The following is a 24,896-nucleotide window of genomic DNA, read 5'->3' on the forward strand; positions in this document are numbered from 1 at the left end:
GACGCTTAGTCCAGATAGTCGCGCACTAGGGAGGGGTGTGCTCTGTACCGCTACCTGGTCAATCCAGGTGACACCTGAGCGGGACACCCGCCGATATGTTGGACTGGGGTATCCGGACGAGCGAACAGACGGCTCGCTACTACGCGTTTTGAGGCGTCACCATGACCGCGGACCTGTGCAGCTGGGCGTCTGGCATACCGCGAGCGGCTCGAAGAACTGCCTCGACGTTGGAAGCATGCTCAGGGTGTGGCGAGACAGGCCGAGCGTGGCCTTGGCGTTGTCGACGATCCGGATCTCTTGGTTGCGGCAGCTTGGCTGCATGATGTCGGGTATGCGCGCGCCGGAATTGATTCGGACGGGACGGGGTGCACGCCGTTGACGGCGTGGCGTTCCTGGCGAAAGCAGGGACGAGCCGGTTGTGCGCGCTGACGCAGCGCGTACCGGGACCAGCTGATCACGCATGTGCAGGTCGGGAGGCCGTCGACACATTGCAGGCTGTAGGTCACCCGCCCCTACCTGGTGCACAGTCATTGACCGGATGCCCAAGAAGCGAGCATGACACGGATGATCACTTCACCCTTCTCTTCACCTCTGTCAGCCGCGTGAACTAGAGTGTGAAGCATGGCGACACATGCTCATCCCTTCGCCGCCCAAGAGCCCGGCAACATTCCACTGTCTTCGGCGCCGCTTGTGCGCACAATCGCGCAGGTCCGCTTCCCTCACCTCACGCGGTTCACGATCAACGAGGACGAGGTGGCACACGGCGTTGCTGCGGCACTTGCCGAGCAATACCCTGTGATGGAGGTCGGTCGGGACGTCTCCGTCGTAATCACTCCGGAAGGGGTGAGCGAGACCGCCAACGCGACGCGGATTTGGCGTGTTTCAAGCAGCGATCGCGTCTGGCAGATCAGCTTCACCGGGACCTTCCTCAGTATTGACACTACGAGCTACGACAACCGCAGCGACTTCGCCCAGCGACTCAATGAAGCGTGGCTGGCACTTAACCGGCAGATCGAGGTTCCCTACATCGATCGGCTAGGAATCCGCTACGTCAACCAGGTGACCGATCGCGACCACCTGAAGCGGCTGCCGGAACTCCTTCGGCCCGAGGTGCTGGGTATCGCGACTACTCAGGAGCCTGGCGTTGCCATGCTCTCCGCGGCACTAAGTGAGGTTCAATACGCATTCCCCGACGGCGGGGCATTCCTTGCAAGGTGGGGTTTGCTTGCCGCTGGAGCCCGGGTCGATGTCGCCCGTCCAGCCTACGATTACCCGACGTGGCTGTTGGATATGGACTCCTTCCGCGAGTACGCGCCCGGCTCGCAGAGTGGCGGTACCTTATTTGAGGACATTCGCGCTCTGGCACTTAGGGGTTATCAGTTCTTCCGCTGGGCGGTGACTGACGAGTTCCTCACGGCCTTTGGAGGGGCGAAATGACAACATCGCCAGGACTTCTCAATGGCTATGAAGTGGTCACTGAGCACAGGCTTAGCGAGCTCGGTACCAACACCGAGTTCAGTCACCTAACTCAACCCCCGGTATTCATTGACACGGGCGCGCCCCGGCGACCAGGTCGAGGGTCTGGCGTTCTCCTTTCTGCCGTCCTGATGCTCGGCGGATTGGGTGCCACTTCGAACGGCGACCAGTTTGACCTTGTCACGCCGTTTGTGATGGTGGGGGCGACTGACCGCGGTGAACTTATAGCGATTGCCGAACCAACGGCCGCACCACCAGTTAAGGACACCGAGTCGAGGAGTGACCAGGAAGAGGTCGCATGGATCAAGGCGCACTCTGGACTCACGTGGGACCAGTTGGGCAAGGTGTTCGGTGTTTCAAGACGTGCAGTCCACATGTGGGCCAATGGCGGTCGACTGAATGAATCGAACGCGCGACGCCTCCGCTCTTTTTCGGCAATCGTTCGCGATATCGAGTCCTTAATGCCCCAGCCAACACCGGAGATGGTTCGTGCGCACCTTCTTGAGGTCGGGACCAATGGCCTGAGCATTGTCGATCGTCTTCGTCGTGAACGTTCGGCGGGGCCGACCTGGGGCGCCCCATTTGGCCCCGAGCGGCTAGTGGATGCGATCCGTGAACCCCTGCATACGCAGGAAAATGAGATCGAGCGCTAGTCGTTTGAGGTTTCGAAAGTATGCGTGCTCGACATCGTGAACAGGAAAGCGATTTGGAACCCGCACCACAAGGCCTCGCCCCCGTACTTGGTGAGCTGTGCCGTGATTGGCGCCAGGGCGACGTCTTCCGAGACGCCAAGACATTCGTCTTCGACTGGGCATGGGAACCCCGACAGATTGAGACGACGTACGGTGCAGTAGTTGTGAGCCAGACCTGCGATGCTTCGCAGCCGGGTCGCGCCCACATCCAGCTTGCCCCGTTAGTACGCTTGCAAAATTCCAGTGAGGCGAGCGAGGCGGCGGCGGGGAAGCGGCCACAGTACGTCAGTGTTCCGCAACTAGGTCCCGACTTCTTCGCCGATCTCGACGGCATCACCACGGTATCCAAGACGGCGCTCGTATCGTACGAACGTGCAGCGGGAGTCAATACTGACCAGGAGATTCGCGAGTTCGCATTCTCGGTTGCCCGGCGATTTGGTCGGTTTGCCTATCCGGATGACGTTGTCGAGTGCCTGAAACCTCTTACAAATGCGCTACGGTCGAAGACCCGTAAAGAACAGTCGCCGATGGGGAGAGCACTTATCAAGGTTCACTCGTTCAGGGTGCACTGCGAAGACTGGGCGGCGTCTCCTTATGAATTGACCCTGATCGTCATCCTGGAACCGGACATCGTGCCATCGGACCCCGAGGACATCGGGGCGTGCCCAGACGACCTCGTCCCACCTACGGTTGCGGATCTCGGAGACCAAATCGCCTGGTACGCAAAGTATCTGGAAGACGAAGGCCGAAGTCCCACCGAACGCTATTTCGCATGGCAGTACCTCGCCGAAGCCTGGGCGCTCCAATGCGAAATGACTGCAACATCGAAGCAGCTTACTCACGTCGTCGGCTCGATCACGGCCGAACTCGCTGCGGTCGATGACTTTCCGCTATCGCGGTACCTGATTACAGAAAGCCTGGATCTCGACTACCTGTCCGATTCACGCAAGGCGATCGGATAGCGACTGTAGGCTGCGCACGGACTTCCCACGCCGACACCCGGTGTGCTCGTCAGAGCACGCTGATTCCGAAGAGTTCTGACTCCCTGGTTCGAATGACAGCCGGCCTCCCCGTTCCATGACTGTCCCGACCGCGCAGCCGAGGCCCGCAGTGGGGACCGAGACTCGTTCCGCAACCGCCATCGCGCCGAGCAAGCCGCCGGTGATGGCAGACGCCGCACACCGGTCTGATTCCCGGCACGGGAATCCCCCTCCCGCCCGCCAACGGGGCCACCGCCCCAGCGGCAGTCCACCCCGCAGACCGACACTCTGGTCCAGCACCCCGATCCCGACATTGAACAGTCCGCCCTCGCACCGGAGCCCGCGCTGATCGATCCGTACACTGCGCGCGGCAACACCGTGATCGATGTTCCGGACTGGAACTACATCAAGACTCGCGAAAACGCAAAGGCGCATCTGGACTACACCGAACTGCAAATCGCCGCCGGATACGACGCCCTGGGATCCCTGCGAACATGATTAGCGATCAGCCAATCCCGGAAGCCTGCAGCCCCTGCCCACCGTGTCGTTGAACCGCCATGTCGTAATCGTTGAGAAAGCTCGTCACAGACGGACGTCTGGCGGATTACCTTCCATGCAGCTTCGGATGGTGCGGGTTGATCACCCAGATTCCGCTGCCGGAGTGGGACCACGTCACCGCCCTTACGGAATCCCTCGTGGAACAGCGGGCGCCTAGCGTGGCGACAGGAGAGAACAGTTGAATCATCGCCTGTGGCAACGTATGTCACCAGAATTGCGTGCGCTTTCTAACGATGAGATTCGCAACGGACGCAAGGTATGGGCGATTCATGCTGTGCGCGGGGACTTGTCGGAACCGACTCCCGGTATTCATGAGTGCATGGACCTGTTGGAGGAACGGCGGATCGAACTCGGCAGGCCGTAGTCTCGATGGCACGGCGATTGTGGCTTGATCGTGCCGCGACGATGGCGGGATCTGCACGCTGTCGCCGATATCTTGGACTGACAGTGCTGTGCACCGGCGCCTGACACGGGATTGGGCCACTGAGCTGTAGCTCAGTGGCCCAATCCCGTGGTTGCCTAGTCGAGGTAGTCGCGCAAGACCTGGCTGCGGCTGGGGTGGCGCAGTTTGCTCATGGTCTTGGATTCGATCTGGCGGATGCGTTCGCGGGTTACTCCGTAGACCTGGCCGATTTCGTCCAGGGTGCGGGGCTGGCCGTCGGTGAGGCCGAAGCGGAGGCGGACTACGCCGGCTTCGCGTTCGGAGAGGGTTTCCAGGACGGACTGGAGTTGGTCCTGGAGCAGGGTGAAGGAGACGGCGTCTACTGCGACTACCGCTTCGGAGTCTTCGATGAAGTCGCCGAGCTGGGAGTCGCCTTCGTCGCCGATGGTCTGGTCCAGGGAGATGGGCTCGCGCGCGTACTGCTGGATTTCCAGCACCTTTTCGGGCGTGATGTCCATTTCCTTGGCGAGCTCTTCGGGGGTGGGCTCACGGCCCAGGTCCTGGAGGAGTTCGCGCTGGATGCGGCCGAGCTTGTTGATGACCTCGACCATGTGCACCGGGATACGGATGGTGCGGGCCTGGTCGGCCATGGCGCGGGTGATGGCCTGACGGATCCACCACGTCGCGTAGGTCGAGAACTTGTAGCCCTTGGTGTAGTCGAACTTCTCGACCGCGCGGATCAGACCGAGATTGCCTTCCTGGATGAGGTCCAGGAACGCCATGCCGCGGCCGGTGTAGCGCTTGGCCAGCGAAACCACCAGGCGGAGGTTGGCTTCCAGCAGATGGTTCTTGGCGCGATTGCCGTCGCGCATGATCCACTGCAGGTCGCGGCGGCCCTGCACGGGCAGCTTCTCACCCTTGTCGGCGAACTCGCGCAGCTTCTCCGTGGCGTAGAGGCCGGCCTCGATACGCTTGGCGAGCTCGACCTCCTCCTCGGCATTGAGCAGCGCGACCTTGCCGATCTGCTTGAGGTAGGCGCGGACCGAGTCGGCCGAAGCGGTGAGCTCGGCGTCCTTGCGGGCCTGGCGCAGCGCCTCGGATTCCTCTTCGTCCCAGACGAAATCGCCGGAGGCCTTGTCCTTCTCGGAGGGCTCGTCGGCCTCTTCGGCCTCCTCGCCCGCCGCGGGAGCCTCGGCGGTCTCCTCTTCGGCGTCGTCCTCCTCGTCGACGATCTCCTCGTCTTCGCCGAGGTCGTCCTCGTCGACTTCCAGATCACCCAGGTCGTCGAGTTCCAGCGACTCGTCGTCCTCGATGACCTCGTCGACTTCGCCCTCGACGCCGGGCTCGCCGGCCTTCTTGGGCGCAGCCTTCTTCGCCGCCGTCTTCTTGGCGGCGGTGGCCTTGGCGGCCTTCTTGGCCGGGGCCTTCTTGGCCGCGACCTTCTTCGCCGCGGCCTTCTTGGCCGGGGCTTTCTTGGCGGCAGCCTTCTTGACCGGCCGTGCTTCAGTAGTGTCTGCTGAGTCGGCGGCGTCGGCCGATTCGGCGGTCTCTCGGGTATTCGTGGCTACCACGTACGCCCTTTCGTGACGGTCTCGTGCGGCGTCACGCCAGAGTGATCATCCGGCGGAGCGGTTTCTGTCGGGGGGTAAACCGGCTCTCGTGCCGGTGTCGTTTTCCGGCTTACCGCCGGGCTTGTTCCATTGTAACGATCGCAGCGGTGTGCTTACGGCGCGATACCGGCAGACACGGCCATGGCGGCTCCGACGATGCCCGCGGTGTTCTTCAGATCGGCGGCCACCACGGGGGTTCTGTTGGTGAGCAACGGAATCCATTCCTGGTAGTCGCGGCTGATTCCGCCACCGGCGACGAAGACGTTCGGCCAGAACAGGTTTTCCAGGGTGACCAGCACCTTGGAGACCTCCTCGGTCCACTGCGGGTAGGTCAGGCCGAGCCGGTCCTTGACGGACGCGGCGGCCCGGTGCTCGGCCTCGCGGCCGTCCACCTCGATGTGCCCGAGTTCGCTGTTGGGCATGAGCACACCGTTGTACATCACTGCCGATCCGATACCGGTGCCGAAGGTGAGCAGCACCACCAAACCATCGAGATCCTTTGCCGCGCCGTAGCGGTCCTCGGCGAGTCCCGCGGCGTCGGCGTCATTGAGGACGGTGACCTCGCGGCCGCCGAGCGCGGTGGAGAACAGTGCGCGGGCGTCGGTTCCGATCCAGGTCTTGTCGATATTGGCGGCGGTGCGGATCAAACCGCCTATGACGACGCTCGGCATGGTGATGCCGACCGGTCCGTCCCATCCGGCTTGAGCCACCACCTTGGCCACCGCTTCCGCCACCGCGTTCGGCGTCGACGGATGCGGGGTGAGCACCTTGATGCGCTCGTGGACCAACTCGCCGGTAGCCAGATCGACCGCGGCGCCCTTGACGCCGCTGCCACCGATGTCGATACCGAACGCGTGCCCCCGAGCGGACATGACGACTCCTCGTTCTCCCGTATTGCCGGTGGTTCTCTGCGACCCTGACCTGTGTCGTGCACGACAAGCCTAATGCGCGCTACGCCGGATCTGTGCTGCGATGGATGTCGTGCCGGAATCCGATTTCACTTTCACCGCATCGAACACCACGCCGAGCGCCGAGGAGACCGATATCGCCGAACTGCGGCGGGTAGCGGTGCATCTCGCGGAAACCGCCGCCGCCCACGTGCGCGCCCGCCGGCCCGAGGTCTTCGGGGCCGGCGCCCTGGAGATCGACGCCGTGCAAGCCAAGAGCACCCCGACCGACCCGGTCACCATCGTCGATACCGAGACCGAGCAGCTGGTGCGCAAACTGGTCGCCGAATTGCGCCCGGACGAGCAGGTGGTGGGGGAGGAGAACGGCGGCACCCTGCTGGAGGATCCCGACGCCGTGCAGTGGGTGGTCGACCCCATCGACGGGACGGTCAACTTCGTCTACGGCATCCCCGCGTACTCGGTGTCGGTGGCCGCGGTGCGCGGCGGGCGCTCGGTGGCGGGCGCGGTGGCCGATGTCGCGCACGGGGTCACCTACAGCGCCGGACTGGGCCAGGGCGCGCATCGCAGCGAACCGGGCCGCGCGCCGATCGCCTTGCGCTGCAACGAGGTCGGCGCGGTGAGCATGGCGCTGGTGGCCACCGGCTTCGCCTACGCCACCCCGCGCCGCACCCGGCAGGGACAGCTGGTCGCGGAATTGCTGCCGCATATTCGCGATATCCGCCGGGTGGGTTCGGCGGCGCTGGATCTGTGCATGGTGGCCGAGGGCCGGGTGGACGCGCACTACGAGCACGGCCTGAACCTGTGGGATTGGGCCGCCGGTGCGCTGATCGCCGCCGAGGCGGGCGCGCGGCTCATCCTCCCCGCGCCGACCAGCCCGGGTCAGGACGGTGAACTGGTGGTCGCCGCGGCCCCCGGCATCGCCGACGAATTGAGCGGCCTGCTGGACCGCCTGGGCGTCAGCGCCCCTATCCCGATTCCCTGATAGCCGGGTATACGAATCGCCGCGCCCGGGAAGGGGCGCGGCGATGTCGTATCAATATGTACCGGAACGATTTTCGCCCCGATTCAAGCCGGATGCGTCAGCACTTGGCGTGCCGCGCCGCCTCCAGCAACTTCGGATCGATGGCCGGCGTGGTGCCCGGCGCGGGATTCTTCAGCGCCCGCAGCACCTCCTCGGCATCGGTGCTCGGCCGGATATCGCGGAACAGCGACCCCAGCACGAAATCCACCGTGTTGTCCTCGCGCTTGTCCTCGATGAGCTCCGCGCACGGCGCGACCAGCTGCACCGCGGCCGCGGCCGGCCGTCCGCTCACGCCGAACCGGATCTGCCCCGTGCACTCCAGATCACCGTTGACGTAGACCGGGTCGTTGCCGATCTGCACGTCCGGCGCGCTGGCGAAGCCGAGATCGCTCAGCTCCGAGGCCACGTGCGCGGCCTGACCGCGCTGGCCGTTGGCATTGAACACCCGCACGTGCGCCTGTGACAGCGCCGCCGGGTCCACATCCCGCAGCCGCGAGGGGGAGAACCGGTTGCCGAGGGTGGCGGGCGCGGCGGCTGGGCTGCTGGTGCTCGAGGCCGGGCTCGGCGAATTGCAGGCCATCGCACCGTGATCGCCCTCGGTGGTGGTGAGCGCCTTCCACCACACCAGAACGCCGATCAGGGCGACCACGCCGACCATCGCCGCCCAGGGTTCCCAGCGGCGGCGGAGGAACGGCCGGCCGTTCGGATCGGACGAGTTGCCTTGGGTGATCAGTGAAACCACGACGCACACTCTACGAAAGCCGGTGCGGCACTGCGCGCAAGCCACCGGTGAGTCCGGGCCGCGCCGGTGCGTCGGACAAGATCGACACTGGTCGGCGGACCGGCGCGCCCGGTCATTGCCGGATCGTGAGTGAGCGGCGTCTCAGGTCTCGTTATGGACAACCGGGCCGCTATAGCCCCGTTCACGTGTGACGATTGCCCCTCAGTTTCGACTCGTGTGTGTTTTGATTGCGACTTTTGCGCTGGGGTCCGCTATTGTCTGGCGGCCCAGATCGTACAGCCCGGGTGAATCGGGGGTTCGATTTCGGGAACAACAAGGGCATGTCCTGCGTTGACCGAGCGCGATCCGGTGCGGATCAGGAAAATCCGCCCGATCGGTGACCGGTGTACGCGTGACGTACACCACGGGCGGGGCGGCGACCCCCGGCCGATTCCCGAGGGAGTCGGCACGGGAGCGCCGGTCCGGGATATACGGAGTAAGGACGAGGGGAAGACGACATGGCAACCGACTATGACGCACCGCGGCGCAGTGAATCCGACGAAGTGTCGGAGGACTCGCTCGAGGAGCTGAAGGCTCGTCGCAACGAGGCCGCGTCCGCCGTCGTGGATATCGACGAATCCGATACCGCGGAGTCGTTCGAGCTTCCCGGCGCGGACCTTTCCGAGGAGGTGCTCTCGGTTCGGGTCATCCCGAAGCAGGCCGACGAGTTCACCTGCTCGAGCTGTTTCCTGGTGCACCACCGAAGCCGGCTCGCTGACGAGTCCGGCGGGCAGCTCATCTGCATGGACTGCGCGGCCTAGGCTGCACGGCCCGGAACGGGAAAGACGGTCAAGCCCGCGCTCGGTTCGCCGAGCGCGGTCAAGACCGCTCGCTCGGCGTCATTTGCCGAGCGCGGACAGGATCTTCTCCGGATGGCGCGTACTGACCAGCCAGTACGGCGTCGGATCATCCGGATCGTCGAGCACCAGCAGCACCAGGGGCCCGACCCAGGCACGATGCTGGACGTACGCGGCCGGATCGAGCTGGCGGCCCAGCGCCGCGCTCTTCGCACTGGCCGGCACCGCCGCCCCCCGCGACACGAAGGTCGCCGGCAGATGCGCGCGGTCCACCTTCAATTCCGGGGTGCCGGAGGCGTCCCGCACCACTTCCACCCGATGCCGCGAGAACCACAGCAGCACCCACACGGGGATCGGGATCAGCAGCACGTACGGCAGCCAGGCGCGGATTCCCGGTGCGCCCATATGGATTTCGGCCGCCAGCAGACCGGTCACGACGAGGGCCACCGGCCACCACCACAGGGGCACCCAGAGGCGCTCGGTGTAGAGGGGGGCGATGGTCTGCTGATCAGGTTCCATGGTCACCTGCGGGGGCTGGTCGGACACGACATCAGACTAGGTCAATGCATACGGGGGTGAACGCGTAGGCTCGGCGTACGTGACCGGTATTCCACCTATTCCCCTGCTGCGGCTCGATCCCGGCATCCCCGTACCGACGCGCGCTCACGAGGGCGACGCGGGCGTGGACCTGTGCACGACGGAGGACGTCATCATCGAACCGGGCGAGCGCGTGCTCGTGGGCACCGGCATCGCCGTGGCCCTGCCGCTCGGCACGGTCGGATTGATCCATCCGCGTTCCGGACTGGCCGCCAAGCACGGTCTGTCCGTGGTGAATACCCCCGGCACGGTCGATGCCGGGTACCGCGGTGAGATCAAGGTGTGCCTGATCAATCATGATCTCCGTACGCCCATCGAACTGCGCCGCGGCGATCGCATCGCGCAATTGCTGGTGCAGAAGGTGGAACTGGTCGATTTCACAGAGGTCGACACGCTCGACGAAACCGCCCGGGGCGCGGGCGGTTACGGCTCCAGCGGCGGGCATGCCAGCCTGGGGTCGTCGGCGGGTCAGGTGACCGGCAAGGAGGCATGACGATGGTGTTCGGACGCAAGAAGAACAAGGGCGGCAGAGACGACGCGCCGCACCGGGACGACGAGTACACCGAGTACGACGAGTACGAGGACGACGCGGAGTACCTGGACGAGGACGAGTACGACACCGACTCGTTCGAAAAGCCGGACTACGACCGGGATCCGGCGCCGGTCGCGTCCGGTGACCGCACCGGGCCCTACGACTACGAGGACGTCGCCGACCGGCTCGAGACCGTGGCGGATCAGCGGCTGGACCTCGGCTCGGTGATCGTGCCGGTGCCGCCGGGCGGGCAGCTGCAGGTCGAGATGACCCCCGAGGGCGCGCCGCAGGCGGTGCACCTGGCCACCCAGCACGGGCGAATCACGGTCGCCGCCTACGCCGCTCCCAAATCGCCGGGCCAATGGCGGGCGGTGGCAGCCGATCTCGCCGAGACGCTGCGCAAGGACGGCGCGCAGGTGTCGGTGACGAACGGGCCGTGGGGTCGCGAGCTGCACGCCGTCACCGAGGGCGCGGACCTGCGCTTCATCGGCGTGGACGGCCATCGCTGGATGGTCCGCCTGGTCGCGGCCGGACCCTCCGGCGCGGCCGGTGAGAACAGCCCGCTGGTCGCCGCCGCGCGCGCCATCATGGGCGAGACCGTGGTGCGCCGCGGTGACGAACCTCTCCCCGTGCGCGAACCGCTGCCGGTGGTCCTACCCCAGGAGCTGGCCGATCAGCTCGCCGCCGCGCACCAGCAGCAGCTGGCCGCGCAGCAGCAGGCGATGGCGCAGCAGCTCGCCGCCATGCAGGGCGGGCAGCCGTTCCAGGGGCTGCCCAACCCGGAGGACAACCAGCCGCGCCGCGGCGCCGAGGGCTCGGCCATGCAGCAGCTGGGTCAGAACTAGTCACCACACGAAGGGGCGCATCGCGATCACCGCGATGCGCCCCTTCGTCGTTTGCCCGGCCGAACCTGGTCGTGGCTCTCAGGATGCGGTGTTGCGGCTCAGGGAGGTTCGCAGCAGGGGAGTGATGCCGCGGTCGCCGAGGACTGCGGGGTCGGCGCCGAGTTCGTCGAGGGTGATGCGGTGGAGTTCGGCGTGGGGGATGAGCGAAGTCCATTGCTCGGCCACGGCGATCGGGTGCACGGGGTCGTCGGTCGCGCCGACGATCGAGACCGGGGCGGTGACCTGGGACAACAGGTCAGGCTCGGGCCAGGCGTAGGCGGCGGCTTCTTCGAGGGCGGCGGGCAGGTCCGGCCATTGCGAGCGCCAGGAGCGGGTGAGGGCTTCGGCCAGCCAGGCGGGGCTGGAGTCGCGCATGGTGTCGATGACAGCTTCCAAACCCTCGGCGCGCAGGGCGGAGGCCGTGGCGGCGGCGCTCAGGGCGGCGGGGCAGCCGGTGGTGTCGGCCCCGGTCCAGGCGGGCAGGGCGGCCACTACGGCCACAACGGATTCCGGACGGCGCGCGGCCCATTCGACCGCGACGGCCGCGCCGAGTGAGATTCCCGCCACCAGGATCGGCCCGGAGCGCGCGGCGACATCGAGTGCCGTGCGATAGCTGTCGATCACGCGCCTCGGATCGGGGTCGACCGCGTGGAGCGGGAGATCGAGTGCGGCGCAAGCGGATCCGAACGCTCTACCGGCGAAATGAGCATCGGAACCGGTTCCGGGCAGGGCGACGGCGACCACCGGACGGGAAAGATCTGGCACCCGCCGAGCGTACTGGGACGGGCGCGCGTGGCGAGGGCAGGCCGTCCCATCTACAGTGGCGATGTACGGCCACAGCCGGTCGCGTGGGAACACCCACCAGGCGTGTGGAAGGAACCAACGACGTGAGACCCACGCCGTCTGCTCTACAGGAGAGCGTGCGAGATGCCATCCCACAGCGGGAAGGACACAACCCCCTCAGGTTATTTCCGGCGGCTGAGCCGTCGGCTCACCGCTGACCTGGACAGCCTGGACGCCGAGGAGCTCGCCGAGACCGCCGAGGCGTCGGGCGCCTGCCGGGCCTCGGAATGCCGGCGCGGTGAGGAAGTCACCATGCTGGGGAGATTGCGCAGCGTGGAAGCGTGCCCGAAGACCGGGGGCGCGGAGGTCGAGGCCGAGTTCTTCGACGGGACCGACAGTGTGGCGCTGGTCTGGATCGGGCGGCGTCGCATCCCGGGAATCGAGCCGGGACGTCGTATCCTGGTCCGCGGCCGCGTCGGCCAGCGGGCCGGCGGCAAGGTCATCTACAACCCCTACTACGAACTTCGTGAGAATTCCTGAGGCATGCCGATTCCCACCAGCAGCAACGACGAGGGCCGCTGGCCCGCTGACCATGATCAGCTGAGCGCCCCCGGCGAGCTGGCGAGTGATACGGCATGGGCCGAGCAGGTCTCGGCCGAGGAGACCGTCCTCGCGTTCAACGAGGAACTCGGCGCCTGGGAGCGGGTCGCCGCGAACCCGGACGCGGATCGCGAGGCCGCCGACGAGGAGCGCGAAGAGGAGATCGAGCAGACCCTGCTCGAGCAGATGGGCGGATTCAGCGGCCTGATCTACTCCTCGCTGCCGGTGCTGGTGTTCGTGCCGGTCAATACGCTGCGCGGGCTCACCGCGGCCGTATGGGCGGCGCTGGGCGTCGCCACCGCGATCCTGATCTGGCGACTGGTGCGCAAAGGCCCGGTGCAACCCGCCATCTCCGGCTTCCTCGGGGTGGGCGTGTGCGCGCTCATCGCCTATCGGATGGGCGAGGCGAAGGGGTTCTTCCTCTTCGGCATTTACGCCAGCCTGGTTTACGCGGGCGCTTTCCTGCTCTCGCTGGTGGTGCGCTGGCCGCTGGCGGGCGTCATCTGGGGCGTGCTGAACGGCCATGGCACCGAATGGCGTTCGGATCGCCGGGCCATGCGGCTCTACGATCTGGCGACCGTGGTGTGGGCGGTCGTGTTCGGAGCCCGCTACCTGGTGCAGAACCACCTCTACGCGGCCGACAGCACCGGCCTGCTCGCCGTGGCGCGTATCGCCATGGGCTGGCCGCTCACCGGTGTGGCGCTGTTGATCACGATTTGGGCCGTGCGCAAAGCCGGTCATCTGCCCAAGAGTGCGGCCAAGGCCGGGGAATCCGCCGCGCAGTAGCCGCGACCAGCCACTTATCGCGGTAATCGCGCCTCGCGCAACACCTTCGGGGGTCACCGGGGGATGAAGGGGGGTCTCACCCCACCCCTGGGGTACCTATTTCGCCGGTCCGGTTCGACGGACGATCTTTTCATCAGATAACGGCGAAAGGATCCGGAGTGGGTACCGACGGCAAGGCAGTGGCAACGTCGCAGGACCGTGGCGAGGGGCACGGGGCGACGGTGGCACCGATTGCCTCGCGCCGGCAACACCAGGCGGGGCGGGGAACCAAAGGCACGACCGCGGCGACGTCGGAATCCCGGCGCGCGGCCGCGGAATTGGAGAAGTTGATCGGTCCGGCGGCGGGGGGTGACCGGGACGCCGTCTCGGAGATCCTGCGCATCGTCTACCCGCTCGTGCGGCGCTACTGCGCGGCCCGCATGAGCGGCGCCGGGCATCTGCACGTGACCGCCGACGACGTGGCCCAGGAGATCTGCCTGGCCACCGTCCAGGCCATCCCGCGCTACCGGGACCAGGGCAAGTCGTTCCTGGCGTTCGTGTACGGCATCTCGGCCAACAAGGTCGCCGACGCGTTCCGCCGGGCCCAGCTGCACCCGGCCTACCCGGTCGCGGAATTCCCGGACGCGCCGGTCACCGAGGCCGGCCCCGAAGAGCGGGCCCTGGCCACCGAAACCCGTGAGGCGACCCGGGAACTCATGAAGGTGCTCGCCCCGACCCATCGCGAGGTGCTGGTCATGCGCATCGTGCTGGGGTGGACCGCGGCCCAGACCGCCGAAGCCATCGGCACCAGCCCCGGCGTGGTCCGGGTCATGCAGCACCGCGCCCTCAACCGCCTCCGGGCCGAATTGCGCGCGGCGTCATAACGAATCACCCGAAAAGGGCCGAGCGCGGGGGTGTGCGCTCGGCCCTTCGGTATGTCCGTGTCGAGTGGCACACCAGCGAGGGGATTTGTCCGATTCCGCCGCGGTGGTGTGCCACTCGACGGGTCAGGCGGGGGTGGGGATGGTGCTGCCGAAGCCGTTGACGCCGAGGGCTTTACGGAGGTCGTCTTCGGATTCGACGGAGGCTACGAAGAGGAGTTCGTCGGAGCCTTCGATGGGGTCGTCGCCCTGGGGGACGATGACTCGGCCGCCGCGGAGGATGGCGACCAGGGCGGCGTCGCGGGGGAGGCGGAGGGTGCGAACGGCCTTGCCCGCCAAGGGGGTATCGCCGGGGAGGGTGATCTCGACCAGGTTGGCCTGGCCCTGGCGCAGGGTCATCAGGCGGACCAGGTCGCCGACCGAGACGGCTTCCTCGACCAGGGAGGCGAGCAAACGGGGTGTCGAGACCGCCACGTCGACGCCCCACGAGGAATCGAAGAGCCATTCGTTGCGGGGGTCGTTGACGCGGGCCACCACCCGCTGGACGCCGAACTCGGTCTTGGCGAGCAGGCTGAAGACCAGGTTCACCTTGTCGTCGCCGGTGGCGGCGATGACCACGTCGTAGGTCTCCAGGCCGGCCTCTTCGAGGGTTTCCAGCTCGCAGGCGTCGGCGTGGGTCCAGACCGCGGTGGGGGCGATGGTGGGGTCGATGTGGTCGAGGCGGCGCTCGAGCAGCATCACCTGATGCCCGCCGCGCAATAGCTCCTGGGCGATGGATCGGCCGACCGCGCCGGCTCCCGCAATGGCTACCTTCATGATCAGTCCTCGCTCGCGGGCGGATTACCGGCCAGGGCGACGGCCTCGCCCACGCTGCCGGAGGTGGCTGCGATGTAGACGGTGTCGTCGGCCTGCAGCATGGTCTTGCCGCCCGGCAGCATGCCCTGCCCGAATCGGATCAGGAAGGCCACGCGCGCACCGATGGCGCTCTCCAGCGACTGCACGGTGCGGCCGTACCAATCCTCGTGCAGGACCAGCTCGGTGACCGCCACGGTGCCGGTGGGATCGCGCCAGGTGGTGGTGCTCTGATCGGCCACCAGCGTGCGCAGGAATCGGTCGGTCGTCCAGGGGACTGTCGCGATGGTCGGGATGCCCAGCCGCTCGTACACCGCGGCCCGCTTGGCGTCGTAGATGCGGGCCACCACGCGTTCCACGCCGAAGGTCTCGCGCGCCACCCGCGCCGAGATGATGTTGGAGTTGTCGCCCGAGGACACCGCCGCGAACGCCCCCGCCTTCTCGATGCCCGCGCGGGTCAGCACATCCCGGTCGAATCCGACGCCGGTGATGCACAGGCCCGGGAAATCTCGGCCCAGGCGCAAGAAGGCGCTCGAATTCTGGTCGATCACCGCGACCTCGTGGCCGATCCGGACCAGGGCGCGCGCGAGTGAGGAACCCACTCGACCACACCCCATGATCACTACGTACACCGTGCGAACCCCATTCCCGAAAACCGTGGTGTGCGGTCTGGTTGCTCTTGTCCGGGTGGCAACCGTACCGCTCGAGTTTTTCCCGAGGCACTTTCCCCCTCCGGTCTTGCTTCAAACGCAATCGGAAAAAGCTCACATCCCTCACGGGCCACCCTACGACCCGGAAACCGAACCCGCCGCGCCGTGGACGCGACATGACAACCACTGCCTTATGCTCGCAGGAGTGTCGAAGTTGACGACGGCCGCCAAACGCATGCTGGTTGGCCGCCCATTCCGTAGCGATTCGCTCGGTCATACCCTGTTGCCGAAGCGAATCGCGCTCCCGGTCTTCGCGTCCGACGCGCTCTCGTCGGTGGCGTACGCGCCCGAGGAAATCTTCCTGGTGCTCTCGGTGTCCGGATTGTCCGCTTACGCCTATGCCCCCTGGGTCGGTGTGGCGGTGGCGCTGGTCATGGCCGTCGTGGTGGCCAGCTACCGGCAGAACGTGCACGCCTACCCCTCCGGCGGCGGCGACTACGAGGTGGCGACCAAGAATCTCGGGCCCACCGCGGGCCTCACGGTGGGCAGCGCGCTGCTGGTGGATTACGTACTGACCGTGGCGGTGTCGATTTCCTCGGCGGCCTCCAATATCGGCTCGGCCGTGCCGTTCGTCTCGACGCACAAGGTCTTGTTCGCGGTGGCGGCGATCGTGATCCTCACCGCAATCAATCTGCGCGGGGTGCGCGAATCCGGCACCGCCTTCGCGATTCCCACCTACGCCTTCATGATCGGCATGTTCGTCATGCTGCTGTGGGGATTCACCCGTATCGGGATTCTGGGCGAGCAGGTGCACGCCGAGTCCTACGGATTCGGGTTGAAGGCCGAGGAAGAGCATCTGGCCGGTATCGCCTTCGTATTCCTGATCGCTCGCGCGTTCTCCTCCGGATGCGCCGCGCTGACCGGTGTGGAAGCCATCAGCAATGGCGTACCCGCATTCCGGAAACCGAAGTCGCGCAATGCCGCCACCACGCTGTTGCTGCTGGGCACGATTGCCATCTCGCTTTTCATGGGCATGATCGTGCTCACCCAGAAGGTGGGCATCGTGTACGCCCACAACACCGCCGACCTGATCGGCGCGCCGGCCGGCTACGAGCAGAAGACGCTGGTGGCGCAGCTCGCGGGCGCGGTGTTCGACGGGTTCCCGCTCGGGTTCTACTTCATCACCATCGTCACCGCGCTGATCCTGGTGCTGGCGGCCAACACCGCCTTCAACGGGTTCCCGGTGCTCGGGTCCATCCTGGCGCAGGACCGGTTCCTGCCGCGGCAGCTGCACACCCGCGGCGACCGGCTGGCGTTCTCCAACGGCATCATCTTCCTGGCGGGGGCGGCCATCGCGTTCGTGGTGCTGTTCGGGGCCGAGGTGACCAAGCTCATCCAGCTCTACATCGTCGGCGTGTTCGTCTCGTTCGTGCTGAGCCAGACCGGCATGCTGCGGCATTGGACGCGCCTGCTGCGCACCGAGACCGATCCGGCGCAGCGGTCGCGGATGAAGCGGTCCCGGGTGATCAATGCCATCGGCCTGACCATGACGGCGACCGTGCTGGTCATCGTGCTGATCACCAAGTTCCTGGCCGGGGCGTGGATCGCCATCGTGACCATGCTGGCGATCTTCGTGCTGATGAAGCTGATCCACCGGCATTACGACACGGTGGCGCGGGAGCTCGACGAAACCGATTGGGACGGTGTGCTGCCCAGCCGGACGCATTCCATCGTGCTGGTCTCGAAGCTGCATCTGCCGACCAAGCGGGCGCTGTCGTACGCGCGGGCCACCCGGCCGGACACCCTCGAGGCCATCACGGTGAACGTGGACGAGCCCGATACCCGGGCGCTGGTGCGGGAATGGGAGCGCAGCGATATCGCGGTGCCGCTCAAGGTGATCGAGTCGCCGTATCGCGAGATCACCAAGCCGGTGGTGGATTATGTGAAGCGGCTGCGCAAGGACGCGCCGCGCGACATCGTCACCGTGTTCATTCCCGAATACGTGGTGGGTCACTGGTGGGAGCAGTTGCTGCACAACCAGAGTGCGCTGCGGCTCAAGGGGCGGCTGCTGTTCGAGCCCGGCGTGATGGTGACCAGCGTGCCGTGGCAGCTGAGCTCCTCGGCCCGGGCCGCCCGGCCGCGTTCGGTGATCGCGCCCGGATCGGTGCGGCGTGGTTTCGGAGACGAAGGGTGAGCCGGTCCGGAAGCGACTGGTACGGGGAGATTTTCGAGGTCCGGCTCGGGGCGCCCGGGCACGGCGGGTTCTGTGTGGCCCGGCACGAAGGCCGGGTGCTGTTCGTGCGGCACGGCCTGCCCGGTGAACTGGTGCGCGCCCAGGTGACCGAGGATCGCGGCGGATCGTTCTGCCGCGCCGAGGCCATCGAGGTCCTGGAGGCGTCGCCCGACCGCATCCCCGCCACCTGCCCGGTCTCCGGACCCGGCGGCGCGGGCTGCTGCGATTTCGCCTTCGCCACCCCGGCGGCCCAGCGCGCGCTCAAGGCGTCCGTGGTGGCCGAACAACTGCGGCGGCTCGCGGGCTGGGAGCCGGAGATCACCGTCGAATCGATCGGCCCCGCCGCCGAATTCGGCGGCTGGCGCTCCCGGGTCCGCCTGGCCGTCGACGCCCAGGGCCGCGCGGGCGTGCACGCCTTCCGCAGCACCGACGTGATCGCCGACCTGCGCTGCCCACAGCCCATGCCCGGCGCGATGGACGGCATCGCCGACCGGAAATGGACGCCCGGCGCGGAACTGGTGGTGGCCGTCGACGGCGACGGCACCCGGCACCTGATCGAACTCGCGCCCGCCGAAGTGGATTTCGCGGGTGGTCGTGGCGGCCGTGATCGGCGCGGACAGTACGGCGGTTCCGGCCGCGCGGGCGGCACAGGCCGCAATGGTGGCTCGGCTCGCGGCGGCAGTTCGGGCCACGCTGACGCCCGGGCCGGCAATGGTGGCCGCCGCGGTGGCGATCGACGCAGCACCGCCGCACGCCGGGCGGCCGCGCACAGCGAACGCCCGGAACGAATCGTCGAAGGTGACGGCCGTGCCGTGCAGTATGTCGGCGGCCGCCGCTGGGAACTGTCCGCCACCGGCTTCTGGCAGCCGCATTACGGTGCGGCGCAGCGCTATTCGGATGTCGTAGCGGAATGGTCCGATGCGGCTCCCGGCGCCCTGGCCTGGGACCTCTACTGCGGCGTCGGCGTCTTCGCCGCCCGCTTGGGCGACCAGGTCGGCGCAGGCGGTGAGGTACACGGCGTCGAATTCGCGCGCTCCGCCGTAGCCGACGGCAAGGCATCGCTCCGGGATATGCGACAGGTCGAACTACGCGCCGAGCGAGTCGAACGCTGGATCACCGAACAACCCACCCTCGCACCGGATGTCGTCGTCCTCGACCCGCCGCGCGCGGGCGCGGGCAAAGACGTGATCAACGCGCTGACCGAACGAGCCCCGCGCCGCATCGTCCACATCGGCTGCGACCCGGCCTCTTTCGCCCGCGACCTGGGCCTCTACCAGTCCGCCGGCTACACCCCCTCGACGCTGCGCGTATTCGACGCCTTCCCCTCCACCCACCACGTGGAGTGCATCGCTCTCCTCGAGCGCTGACGGCAATTGCTGTACCGGCGGGAGCCGTCCGAGCTTGGGCGGCGGGCCGGCGGGCGGGTGCTGAACCTGGTGTCGGGCTTTGGTTGCGGGGGTGGGCGTGGGCGTCGTCTGAACAGTGTCTAGTTTGTGTGTCATGGCGACCGACGCTGCTCCGACGCATCCCTTCGATACCGCTGTCGCGCTGAAATCCGGGACACCCGGTGTTTTCGCGGGGCGGACCACGCCCGATTACGGGAATATGGTGGGGCCGTTCGGGGGGATCACGGCTGCGACGTTGTTGCAGGCGGTGCTGGATCATCCGGAGCGGCTGGGGGATCCGATCTCGCTGACGGTGAACTTCGCGGGGCCGATCGCGGAGGGTGATTTCGAGATCCTCGCCGAGCCGGTGCGGACCAATCGGGCCACCCAGCATTGGACGCTGACGCTGCGGCAGGGGGCGGAGACGAATGCGACCGCCACCGTGGTGACCGGTACCCGGCGGGACAGCTGGGCGGCTACCGAGCGGGAGGCGCCGGACGTCGGGTGCGCCGAGTCGGTCCCCGTGCAGGAGGTTCCGGAAGGGTTCATCGCCTGGTTGCGGAATTACGAGATGCGGTTCGTCGAGGGTGGGATGGATGCGATCGCGGCCGGGGAGGCCGCCGGGTCACAGACCACGCTGTGGATTCGTGACGCGCCCGCGCGGGCGCTGGACTTCGCGAGCCTGACGGCCATGTCCGATGCGTTCTTCCCGCGCGTCTTCGTGCGCTTGGGCCGGATGGTGCCCGCCAGTACCGTTTCGCTGACCGTCTACTTCCATGCCGATGCCGAACTGCTTGCCGCACAGGGGGATCGGCCGGTGCTGGCGAGTGCACGGGCGACGCGGTTCGGCGGCGGCTACTTCGATCAGGCGGGTGAACTGTGGAGCGCCGACGGTGAGCTGCTGGTCACCACACATCAGATGGTCTATTTCAAGGCTTGACGACCGGCTGGTTCGCGGACGGGAAGCGGGTGTCCGCCGGGCACTGACGGGTCGCGCCGTCGAGCAGATCGCGTAGGCGGGTCCGCGGGATGACCAGGCCGGGGGTGTTGTAGGTCCACGTCAGGAACTCGGCGACATCGACGGCGGGGATAGGCCCGAGGTAGGGCTCGACGTAGGCGGGCGTGCCGGGTTCCATCCGCCAGCTGTCGGCGAGCGGGCCGGCTTCGACGGCGTCGTAACCGATTCGGTCGAGGAAGGCGGTGACCTCGAACAGGGCGGCGGGATCGTCGGCGGCGAGGGGAAGCGCGCTGCGGTCGGGCGCGTCCGTGGGACGGGCCAGGGTGGCGAGCTGATGCGGGGTGATGGTGTTGAACGCCTTCACCACTCGCGAGCCGGGCAGCGTGCGTTGCAGCAGGGCGCTGGAAGTCAGTGCGGCGGTGTCGAGTTCGGGCAGGTGACCGTCGCGTTCGGGGTAGTAGTTGGCGGTGTCGAGCACGATGCGCCCGGCGAGGTCGGCCACCGGCAGCGTGCGGAACGCGGTCAGCGGTATCGCCGCCACGACGAGATCGGCGGTGCGCGCGGCTTCGGCCGCAGTGGCGGCGCGGGCTCGGGGACCAAGGTCGGCGACCAGGTCGTCGAGGGTGCGTGGATCGCGGGAATTGCTCAGCACGACGTCGTATCCGGCGGCCACCGCCAGCCGGGCGACGGTGCCGCCGATCATTCCGCTGCCGATGAATCCGATGGTCCGGGACATGGTTTCGCTCCTGGTCGAGGGGATGGGCGAGATCAGCTTGCGGCGGCGGCGATCCGGCTGCCAGGTCCGGGCGCTGGGTACGCACGGCATGATCACCTTGCGCCGGGCGTAAGGTCGGAGTGTGAACGATCGGGCCGAGCTGAGCGGGTTCCTCACCTCACGCCGGGCGCGCTTACGGCCCGCCGAGGTCGGCTTGCGGGACTACGGCCGGACCCGGCGGGTGGCGGGACTGCGGCGCGAGGAGCTGGCGCGGCTCGCGGGGGTGAGCATCGCCCATTACACGCGGCTGGAACAGGGCCGGAGCGAACAGGTTTCGGACGAGGTGCTCGATGCGATCGGTGCCGCGCTGCGGTTGGACGGCGACGAGCTGGACTATCTGCATCAGCTGGCTCGCCGCCCGCGGCATTGCCCCGATCCGGAGGCGACGCCCGAGGTGAGCGCGGGGGTACGGCATCTGCTGGAATCGATGGTGCTGACACCGGCCGTGCTGCTGGGGCGGTTTACCCAAGTAATCGCGTGGAATCCGCTGGCGGCAGCGGTATTCGGTGATTTCGCGGCCGTGCCCGAGGAACGGCGCACCATCACCCACCTACTGTTCACCGACGACCGGTACCGCGAGTTGTACGGTGCTGGCTGGGAATCGGCGGCCCACGACCATGTCGCGCATCTGCGAGTGCTCTTCGGTCGCTATCGCGGCGATGCCAGGGTCGTCGCGCACATCACCGAAATGCGATCCTCCAGTGTCGAATTCGAGCGGCTGTGGTCGTCACACCCGGTGGCCCGCACCCGTTCGCGGACCACCCACCTCCACCACCCGCATGCCGGTGAACTGCTCCTGCACGCCGAACTGGTCTCGCTCCCGGAAGCCCCGGCCTGCTGCGGCCTGGACATGTACGCGGCCGAACCGGGTTCGAATTCCGAAGCCGCGCTGCGAAACCTGGCCGCCTGACCGATGGGCCGCGAACCGTCTCAGTTCAGTCGCCACGTGACCTGCACCGTCGCCGAGAGCTGACTTTCGCCCAGCTCCACCGGCACCGGGGCCGCGCCCATGGGAGCCGATTTGGCGACGAACGCGATCTCCCGATTCACCGGGGCCGCACCCACATTCTCGGTGATCTCCACCACCGCGCCGAGGGAGCGGCCGGCGCGGGCGGCGTACCGTTCGGCCTTGGCGAGGGCATCGTCCCACGCCGAATCCCGCGCGGTGGCAACCAGTTCCGCCTCATCGGCGACCGCGAGGGTGAGCCCGCCCAGCCGCACATCGTCACCGCCCGCGTCCACCGCATGCGCGATGATCGCCGCCGGCCCACTGTCGGATTTGGCCGCACTGGTCCCGATATCGCGCAAGGTCACCGTCAGCGACGTACTGGCCAGATACCCGATCACCCGTTCGCGATTCCCATCCGTCCACACCGTCTCGGTCCGCACCGACAGCCCGCTGGTGCCGATATCGCGCCCCTGCACCCCGTCGGCGCGCAACGCGGCGGTGATCGCCTCCGTACGCTCCCCGGCCCGCGCATAAGCGGCGGCCACCGTCTCGGCGCGGCTCTCGACCGACACCGTCACCCGCATGAGGTCGGGCGTGGCGCTGGCGCTCCCAGAACCGGACATCGTAATGGTGCCCGCGGTGTCGGTGCTGCTCACAAGTCCTCCTGAATCGATCCCGGCACGTCCGGGCCGATGCTACCGACGCCGGGCGAATGCCCAGGTCCGCCGCGCGGAGACGCTGCCACCGGTGCCCGGGAAATGTGATGCGGTGGCCCTGGTCGGGTGTCCGCGCCGCTGAATCCCCTATTCGGTGGAGCGGAGCTGCGCTACGGCGCGGACGTCACCTTCGACCGAGAACCACATCGTCACGGCATCGGAGGTGCGGGCGGTGTGGATGTCGAGCTGCTGCCCGTAGCGGATGGGCTTGTTGTATTCGAGGACGAAGCGGTGCGGGCCCGCGGTGAACTCCGTTGCGTCGGCGGTGAACTCGTGCACGGCATGCCAGTAGGCGGTATTCGTGACATGACCGAAGTGGTCGATATCGGTGCGGCGCAAGGGGAATCGCACACCGGCGGCGAGCGGGAGGGGTTCGTTCAACCACTGCTTCCAGCGCAGCCGCCGCTCATCGGTGGTCGTGCACATGAGCTCGAAGAACTCGTCCGCCACCCGCGACGGGCTCATCGTCTCCTTGTTCATGTGAATCCAGAAACCTTCGGTCTCGACCAGCCCGCCGTTGTCGGCGTCGATCCGCACCCGCATGGTGCACCAGCGCGGGGAGATCCCCGAACACCAACGGCGCAAACGCAATTGGGCGGGCCAGGCGATCGGCCGGATCACGTCGATGACCGTGCGCCGCACGATCCAGTGCGGATGCGATTGCAGTGCGTCGCAGTGCACCAGGTGATCGACCCCGGCGTCCTGGATGTGCCGGGCGATGCCATCGATCCGCAGGCCCTGGTTCTCGTCCATGTCGACGGTGCCGAGCCGGCGCGTGACGTCGAAGATGTGCCCGGTGGACGGCACGGGCGCGAGCGGCTGCCGTGCCGGATCGGCCGCGAGCAGCGGTGGAGCGACGAGCTGGTTCATCGGCAGACCTCCGGAAATCCGTACGGGAGCGGGGTTGCGCAGAGCTGAAGACGCTGTCGCCCCCGAGAGTAATACGGATGCCGGCCGGTTCCGGGTTCGGCCGCGGGGTGGGTCGCCTACCGCAGCGGTCCGAAGAAGGCCCGCAGATCACCGGCGAGTTCGGCGGGCGCTTCCATGGCGGGAAAGTGCAGCCCCTGCCCGAACTCGCTCCAGTGCGCGTCGGGCGGTGCGGGCACCACCCGTCGCACGGTCTCGTCCGCGCCGAACACCGCGAACCCCTGCGGCACGGCCGGCGCCGCACCCCAATCGGCGGAATGCGCCTGCTCGTACAGCGTGTGCGCCGCGCTGGCCCCCGACCCGGTGAACCAGTACAGGCTGACCGTGGTCAGCAGCTGATCCCGGTCGATCGGCAGATCCGTCCATTCCTCGAACTTCTCCGCGATCCATGCCAATTGCAGCAGCGGCGAATCCACCAGCCCGTACCCGATGGTCCGCGGCCGCGTGTTCTGAATCGCCAGATAGCCGGAACCGTCCCGCCGGAACTGATCCATCCGCGTGAGGATCACCTTGTCCACCGGATCGTCCGGATCGAGCCGCTCGGCCATCCCCGGCAGGAAGGTGGCGGTATTGGCCGCGGTCAGCGGATCGGTCACCACATGCACCCCCGTCACATGCGCACCGTCCAGCCCCGCCACGGCCCCCGAAACCCCCGCCCCCACATCGCCCCCGTGCACCCCGTACCGCTCGTACCCCAGCAGCGCCATCAACTGCACCCAGGCCCGCGCCGTCCGCGTCATCGTCCACCCCGACCCCGCCAGCGGTGTCGAGAACGCGTACCCCGGCAGCGACGGCGCCACCACATGAAACGCCGGCCCCTCCCGCGGCTCGATCAGCTGCGGAATCAACTCCCAGAACTCCGCCACCGAACTCGGATACCCGTGCGTGATCAGCAGCGGCTGCGCCTCCGCCCGCGTGGACCGCACATGCAGAAAATGAATATGCTGCCCATCGATCTCCGTCACATACTGCGGAAACCCGTTCAACCGCGCTTCCTGCCCCCGCCAATCGAATTCGCTCCGCCAATACCCCGCCAGCTCCCGCAGATAATCCACCGGCACCCCCCGCTCCCACCCCGTCCCCGGCAGCGCCCCCGCCCACCGCGCCCGATCGAGCCGCCCGTGCAGATACTCGAGTTCGGACTGCGGAACATCGATGCGAAATTCACGAACTTCACTACTCATCAGCGTTTTCCGTTCTCTCC

The 24,896-nt window shown here is 67.3% G+C and carries 25 protein-coding genes; 14 read left to right on the plus strand and 11 right to left on the minus strand.

Annotation, left to right across the window (positions count from 1 at the left end):
- The first annotated feature begins 621 nt into the window (after nucleotides 1-621).
- The 3 genes from NY1_RS02585 to NY1_RS42585 are packed head-to-tail and all read left to right on the plus strand — an operon-like array spanning nucleotide 622 to nucleotide 3,130.
- A complete protein-coding gene (locus NY1_RS02585; protein ID WP_084534566.1) occupies nucleotides 622-1,437 on the plus strand; it encodes a TIGR04255 family protein in 816 nt (271 codons plus the stop codon).
- Nucleotides 1,434-2,129: a hypothetical protein gene (locus tag NY1_RS42580; protein WP_157575207.1), complete on the plus strand. Its 696-nt coding sequence runs from the start codon at nucleotides 1,434-1,436 to the stop codon at nucleotides 2,127-2,129. Before NY1_RS02585 ends, NY1_RS42580 begins: the two co-directional genes overlap by 4 nt.
- A gap of 20 nt (nucleotides 2,130-2,149) precedes the next feature.
- Nucleotides 2,150-3,130, plus strand: a complete 981-nt coding sequence (locus NY1_RS42585; protein ID WP_157575209.1) for a hypothetical protein — start codon at nucleotides 2,150-2,152, stop codon at nucleotides 3,128-3,130.
- Between the two features lie 1,095 nt (nucleotides 3,131-4,225).
- On the opposite strand, the gene NY1_RS02595 is transcribed toward NY1_RS42585, so the two are convergent.
- A complete protein-coding gene (locus NY1_RS02595; RefSeq protein WP_067707463.1) occupies nucleotides 4,226-5,659 on the minus strand; it encodes an RNA polymerase sigma factor in 1,434 nt (477 codons plus the stop codon).
- A 152-nt stretch (nucleotides 5,660-5,811) separates the two neighbouring features.
- Nucleotides 5,812-6,570: a polyphosphate--glucose phosphotransferase gene (gene ppgK, locus NY1_RS02600; RefSeq protein WP_067707466.1), complete on the minus strand. Its 759-nt coding sequence runs from the start codon at nucleotides 6,568-6,570 to the stop codon at nucleotides 5,812-5,814.
- Nucleotides 6,571-6,679: 109 nt separating this feature from the next.
- On the opposite strand from ppgK, the gene NY1_RS02605 reads away from it, so the two are divergent.
- On the plus strand, nucleotides 6,680-7,588 hold the full coding sequence (locus NY1_RS02605) for an inositol monophosphatase family protein (protein ID WP_067707922.1): 909 nt from the start codon (nucleotides 6,680-6,682) through the stop codon (nucleotides 7,586-7,588).
- Nucleotides 7,589-7,685: 97 nt separating this feature from the next.
- On the opposite strand, the gene cei is transcribed toward NY1_RS02605, so the two are convergent.
- Nucleotides 7,686-8,369, minus strand: a complete 684-nt coding sequence (gene cei / locus NY1_RS02610; protein WP_067707924.1) for an envelope integrity protein Cei — start codon at nucleotides 8,367-8,369, stop codon at nucleotides 7,686-7,688.
- Between the two features lie 497 nt (nucleotides 8,370-8,866).
- On the opposite strand from cei, the gene NY1_RS02615 reads away from it, so the two are divergent.
- On the plus strand, nucleotides 8,867-9,169 hold the full coding sequence (locus tag NY1_RS02615) for a DUF4193 domain-containing protein (RefSeq protein WP_067707469.1): 303 nt from the start codon (nucleotides 8,867-8,869) through the stop codon (nucleotides 9,167-9,169).
- Between the two features lie 78 nt (nucleotides 9,170-9,247).
- Here the strand turns inward: NY1_RS02615 and NY1_RS02620 are convergent, their stop codons facing one another.
- On the minus strand, nucleotides 9,248-9,724 hold the full coding sequence (locus NY1_RS02620; RefSeq protein ID WP_067707927.1) for a DUF3093 domain-containing protein: 477 nt from the start codon (nucleotides 9,722-9,724) through the stop codon (nucleotides 9,248-9,250).
- Between the two features lie 79 nt (nucleotides 9,725-9,803).
- Between NY1_RS02620 and dut the strand changes: the two genes are divergently transcribed.
- Nucleotides 9,804-10,295 (plus strand): dUTP diphosphatase, encoded by a 492-nt coding sequence (dut, locus tag NY1_RS02625; protein ID WP_067707471.1) that lies wholly within the window; start codon nucleotides 9,804-9,806, stop codon nucleotides 10,293-10,295.
- A 5-nt stretch (nucleotides 10,296-10,300) separates the two neighbouring features.
- Nucleotides 10,301-11,179: a DUF3710 domain-containing protein gene (locus NY1_RS02630; RefSeq protein WP_067707930.1), complete on the plus strand. Its 879-nt coding sequence runs from the start codon at nucleotides 10,301-10,303 to the stop codon at nucleotides 11,177-11,179.
- Nucleotides 11,180-11,257: 78 nt separating this feature from the next.
- Here NY1_RS02630 and NY1_RS02635 read toward each other — a convergent pair whose 3' ends face one another.
- Nucleotides 11,258-11,983, minus strand: a complete 726-nt coding sequence (locus NY1_RS02635; RefSeq protein ID WP_067707474.1) for an alpha/beta fold hydrolase — start codon at nucleotides 11,981-11,983, stop codon at nucleotides 11,258-11,260.
- 162 nt (nucleotides 11,984-12,145) lie between these two features.
- Between NY1_RS02635 and NY1_RS02640 the strand changes: the two genes are divergently transcribed.
- From NY1_RS02640 to NY1_RS02650, 3 genes are all read left to right on the plus strand, one after another.
- A complete protein-coding gene (locus tag NY1_RS02640) occupies nucleotides 12,146-12,541 on the plus strand; it encodes an OB-fold nucleic acid binding domain-containing protein (protein ID WP_067707477.1) in 396 nt (131 codons plus the stop codon).
- 3 nt (nucleotides 12,542-12,544) lie between these two features.
- Complete coding sequence (locus NY1_RS02645) at nucleotides 12,545-13,387, plus strand: DUF3159 domain-containing protein (protein WP_439955986.1); 843 nt, start codon at nucleotides 12,545-12,547, stop codon at nucleotides 13,385-13,387.
- A gap of 230 nt (nucleotides 13,388-13,617) precedes the next feature.
- The gene (locus NY1_RS02650; RefSeq protein ID WP_084534602.1) at nucleotides 13,618-14,250 is read left to right on the plus strand and encodes a sigma-70 family RNA polymerase sigma factor; all 633 of its coding nucleotides are present in this window, start codon (nucleotides 13,618-13,620) and stop codon (nucleotides 14,248-14,250) included.
- A 123-nt stretch (nucleotides 14,251-14,373) separates the two neighbouring features.
- Here the strand turns inward: NY1_RS02650 and NY1_RS02655 are convergent, their stop codons facing one another.
- A complete protein-coding gene (locus NY1_RS02655) occupies nucleotides 14,374-15,063 on the minus strand; it encodes a potassium channel family protein (protein ID WP_067707479.1) in 690 nt (229 codons plus the stop codon).
- A 2-nt stretch (nucleotides 15,064-15,065) separates the two neighbouring features.
- Nucleotides 15,066-15,731, minus strand: a complete 666-nt coding sequence (locus NY1_RS02660; RefSeq protein ID WP_067707482.1) for a potassium channel family protein — start codon at nucleotides 15,729-15,731, stop codon at nucleotides 15,066-15,068.
- Between the two features lie 223 nt (nucleotides 15,732-15,954).
- Here NY1_RS02660 and NY1_RS02665 point away from each other — a divergent pair, with 223 nt between their 5' ends.
- From NY1_RS02665 to NY1_RS02675, 3 genes are all read left to right on the plus strand, one after another.
- Nucleotides 15,955-17,943, plus strand: a complete 1,989-nt coding sequence (locus NY1_RS02665) for an APC family permease (RefSeq protein WP_067707484.1) — start codon at nucleotides 15,955-15,957, stop codon at nucleotides 17,941-17,943.
- Nucleotides 17,940-19,349, plus strand: coding sequence for a class I SAM-dependent RNA methyltransferase (locus NY1_RS44390; protein WP_067707487.1), 1,410 nt, complete (start codon nucleotides 17,940-17,942; stop codon nucleotides 19,347-19,349). Before NY1_RS02665 ends, NY1_RS44390 begins: the two co-directional genes overlap by 4 nt.
- Before the next feature lie 133 nt (nucleotides 19,350-19,482).
- Entirely contained in the window at nucleotides 19,483-20,307 is an 825-nt protein-coding gene (locus tag NY1_RS02675) for an acyl-CoA thioesterase (protein ID WP_067707490.1), read from the plus strand.
- On the opposite strand, the gene NY1_RS02680 is transcribed toward NY1_RS02675, so the two are convergent.
- Nucleotides 20,297-21,061 (minus strand): NADPH-dependent F420 reductase, encoded by a 765-nt coding sequence (locus NY1_RS02680; RefSeq protein WP_067707492.1) that lies wholly within the window; start codon nucleotides 21,059-21,061, stop codon nucleotides 20,297-20,299. The genes NY1_RS02675 and NY1_RS02680 overlap by 11 nt on opposite strands.
- 121 nt (nucleotides 21,062-21,182) lie before the next feature.
- Between NY1_RS02680 and NY1_RS02685 the strand changes: the two genes are divergently transcribed.
- Nucleotides 21,183-22,010 carry a helix-turn-helix domain-containing protein gene (locus tag NY1_RS02685; RefSeq protein WP_067707494.1) on the plus strand — a complete coding sequence of 276 codons (828 nt, stop codon included), beginning with the start codon at nucleotides 21,183-21,185 and terminating at the stop codon, nucleotides 22,008-22,010.
- A 20-nt stretch (nucleotides 22,011-22,030) separates the two neighbouring features.
- On the opposite strand, the gene NY1_RS02690 is transcribed toward NY1_RS02685, so the two are convergent.
- The 3 genes from NY1_RS02690 to NY1_RS02700 form a co-directional block, all read right to left on the minus strand.
- Complete coding sequence (locus NY1_RS02690) at nucleotides 22,031-22,705, minus strand: SIMPL domain-containing protein (RefSeq protein ID WP_067707497.1); 675 nt, start codon at nucleotides 22,703-22,705, stop codon at nucleotides 22,031-22,033.
- Between the two features lie 147 nt (nucleotides 22,706-22,852).
- A complete protein-coding gene (locus tag NY1_RS02695) occupies nucleotides 22,853-23,635 on the minus strand; it encodes an acyl-[acyl-carrier-protein] thioesterase (RefSeq protein WP_067707500.1) in 783 nt (260 codons plus the stop codon).
- Between the two features lie 116 nt (nucleotides 23,636-23,751).
- Nucleotides 23,752-24,876, minus strand: a complete 1,125-nt coding sequence (locus NY1_RS02700) for an epoxide hydrolase family protein (protein WP_067707503.1) — start codon at nucleotides 24,874-24,876, stop codon at nucleotides 23,752-23,754.
- Between the last annotated feature and the right edge of the window lie 20 nt (nucleotides 24,877-24,896).

This window comes from Nocardia yamanashiensis NBRC 100130, from assembly GCF_001613325.1.
GTDB classification, from domain to species: Bacteria; Actinomycetota; Actinomycetes; order Mycobacteriales; family Mycobacteriaceae; genus Nocardia; species Nocardia yamanashiensis.

Coding starts and splice junctions, on each gene's coding strand:
- NY1_RS02585 (WP_084534566.1), top strand. CDS start 622: ATGGCGACACATGCTCATCCCTTCGCCGCCCAAGAGCCCGGCAACATT.
- NY1_RS42580 (WP_157575207.1), top strand. CDS start 1,434: ATGACAACATCGCCAGGACTTCTCAATGGCTATGAAGTGGTCACTGAG.
- NY1_RS42585 (WP_157575209.1), top strand. CDS start 2,150: ATGCGTGCTCGACATCGTGAACAGGAAAGCGATTTGGAACCCGCACCA.
- ppgK (WP_067707466.1), bottom strand. CDS start 6,570: ATGTCCGCTCGGGGGCACGCGTTCGGTATCGACATCGGTGGCAGCGGC.
- NY1_RS02615 (WP_067707469.1), top strand. CDS start 8,867: ATGGCAACCGACTATGACGCACCGCGGCGCAGTGAATCCGACGAAGTG.
- NY1_RS02620 (WP_067707927.1), bottom strand. CDS start 9,724: ATGGAACCTGATCAGCAGACCATCGCCCCCCTCTACACCGAGCGCCTC.
- NY1_RS02640 (WP_067707477.1), top strand. CDS start 12,146: ATGCCATCCCACAGCGGGAAGGACACAACCCCCTCAGGTTATTTCCGG.
- NY1_RS02645 (WP_439955986.1), top strand. CDS start 12,545: ATGCCGATTCCCACCAGCAGCAACGACGAGGGCCGCTGGCCCGCTGAC.
- NY1_RS02655 (WP_067707479.1), bottom strand. CDS start 15,063: ATGAAGGTAGCCATTGCGGGAGCCGGCGCGGTCGGCCGATCCATCGCC.
- NY1_RS02675 (WP_067707490.1), top strand. CDS start 19,483: ATGGCGACCGACGCTGCTCCGACGCATCCCTTCGATACCGCTGTCGCG.
- NY1_RS02680 (WP_067707492.1), bottom strand. CDS start 21,061: ATGTCCCGGACCATCGGATTCATCGGCAGCGGAATGATCGGCGGCACC.
- NY1_RS02695 (WP_067707500.1), bottom strand. CDS start 23,635: ATGAACCAGCTCGTCGCTCCACCGCTGCTCGCGGCCGATCCGGCACGG.
- NY1_RS02700 (WP_067707503.1), bottom strand. CDS start 24,876: ATGAGTAGTGAAGTTCGTGAATTTCGCATCGATGTTCCGCAGTCCGAA.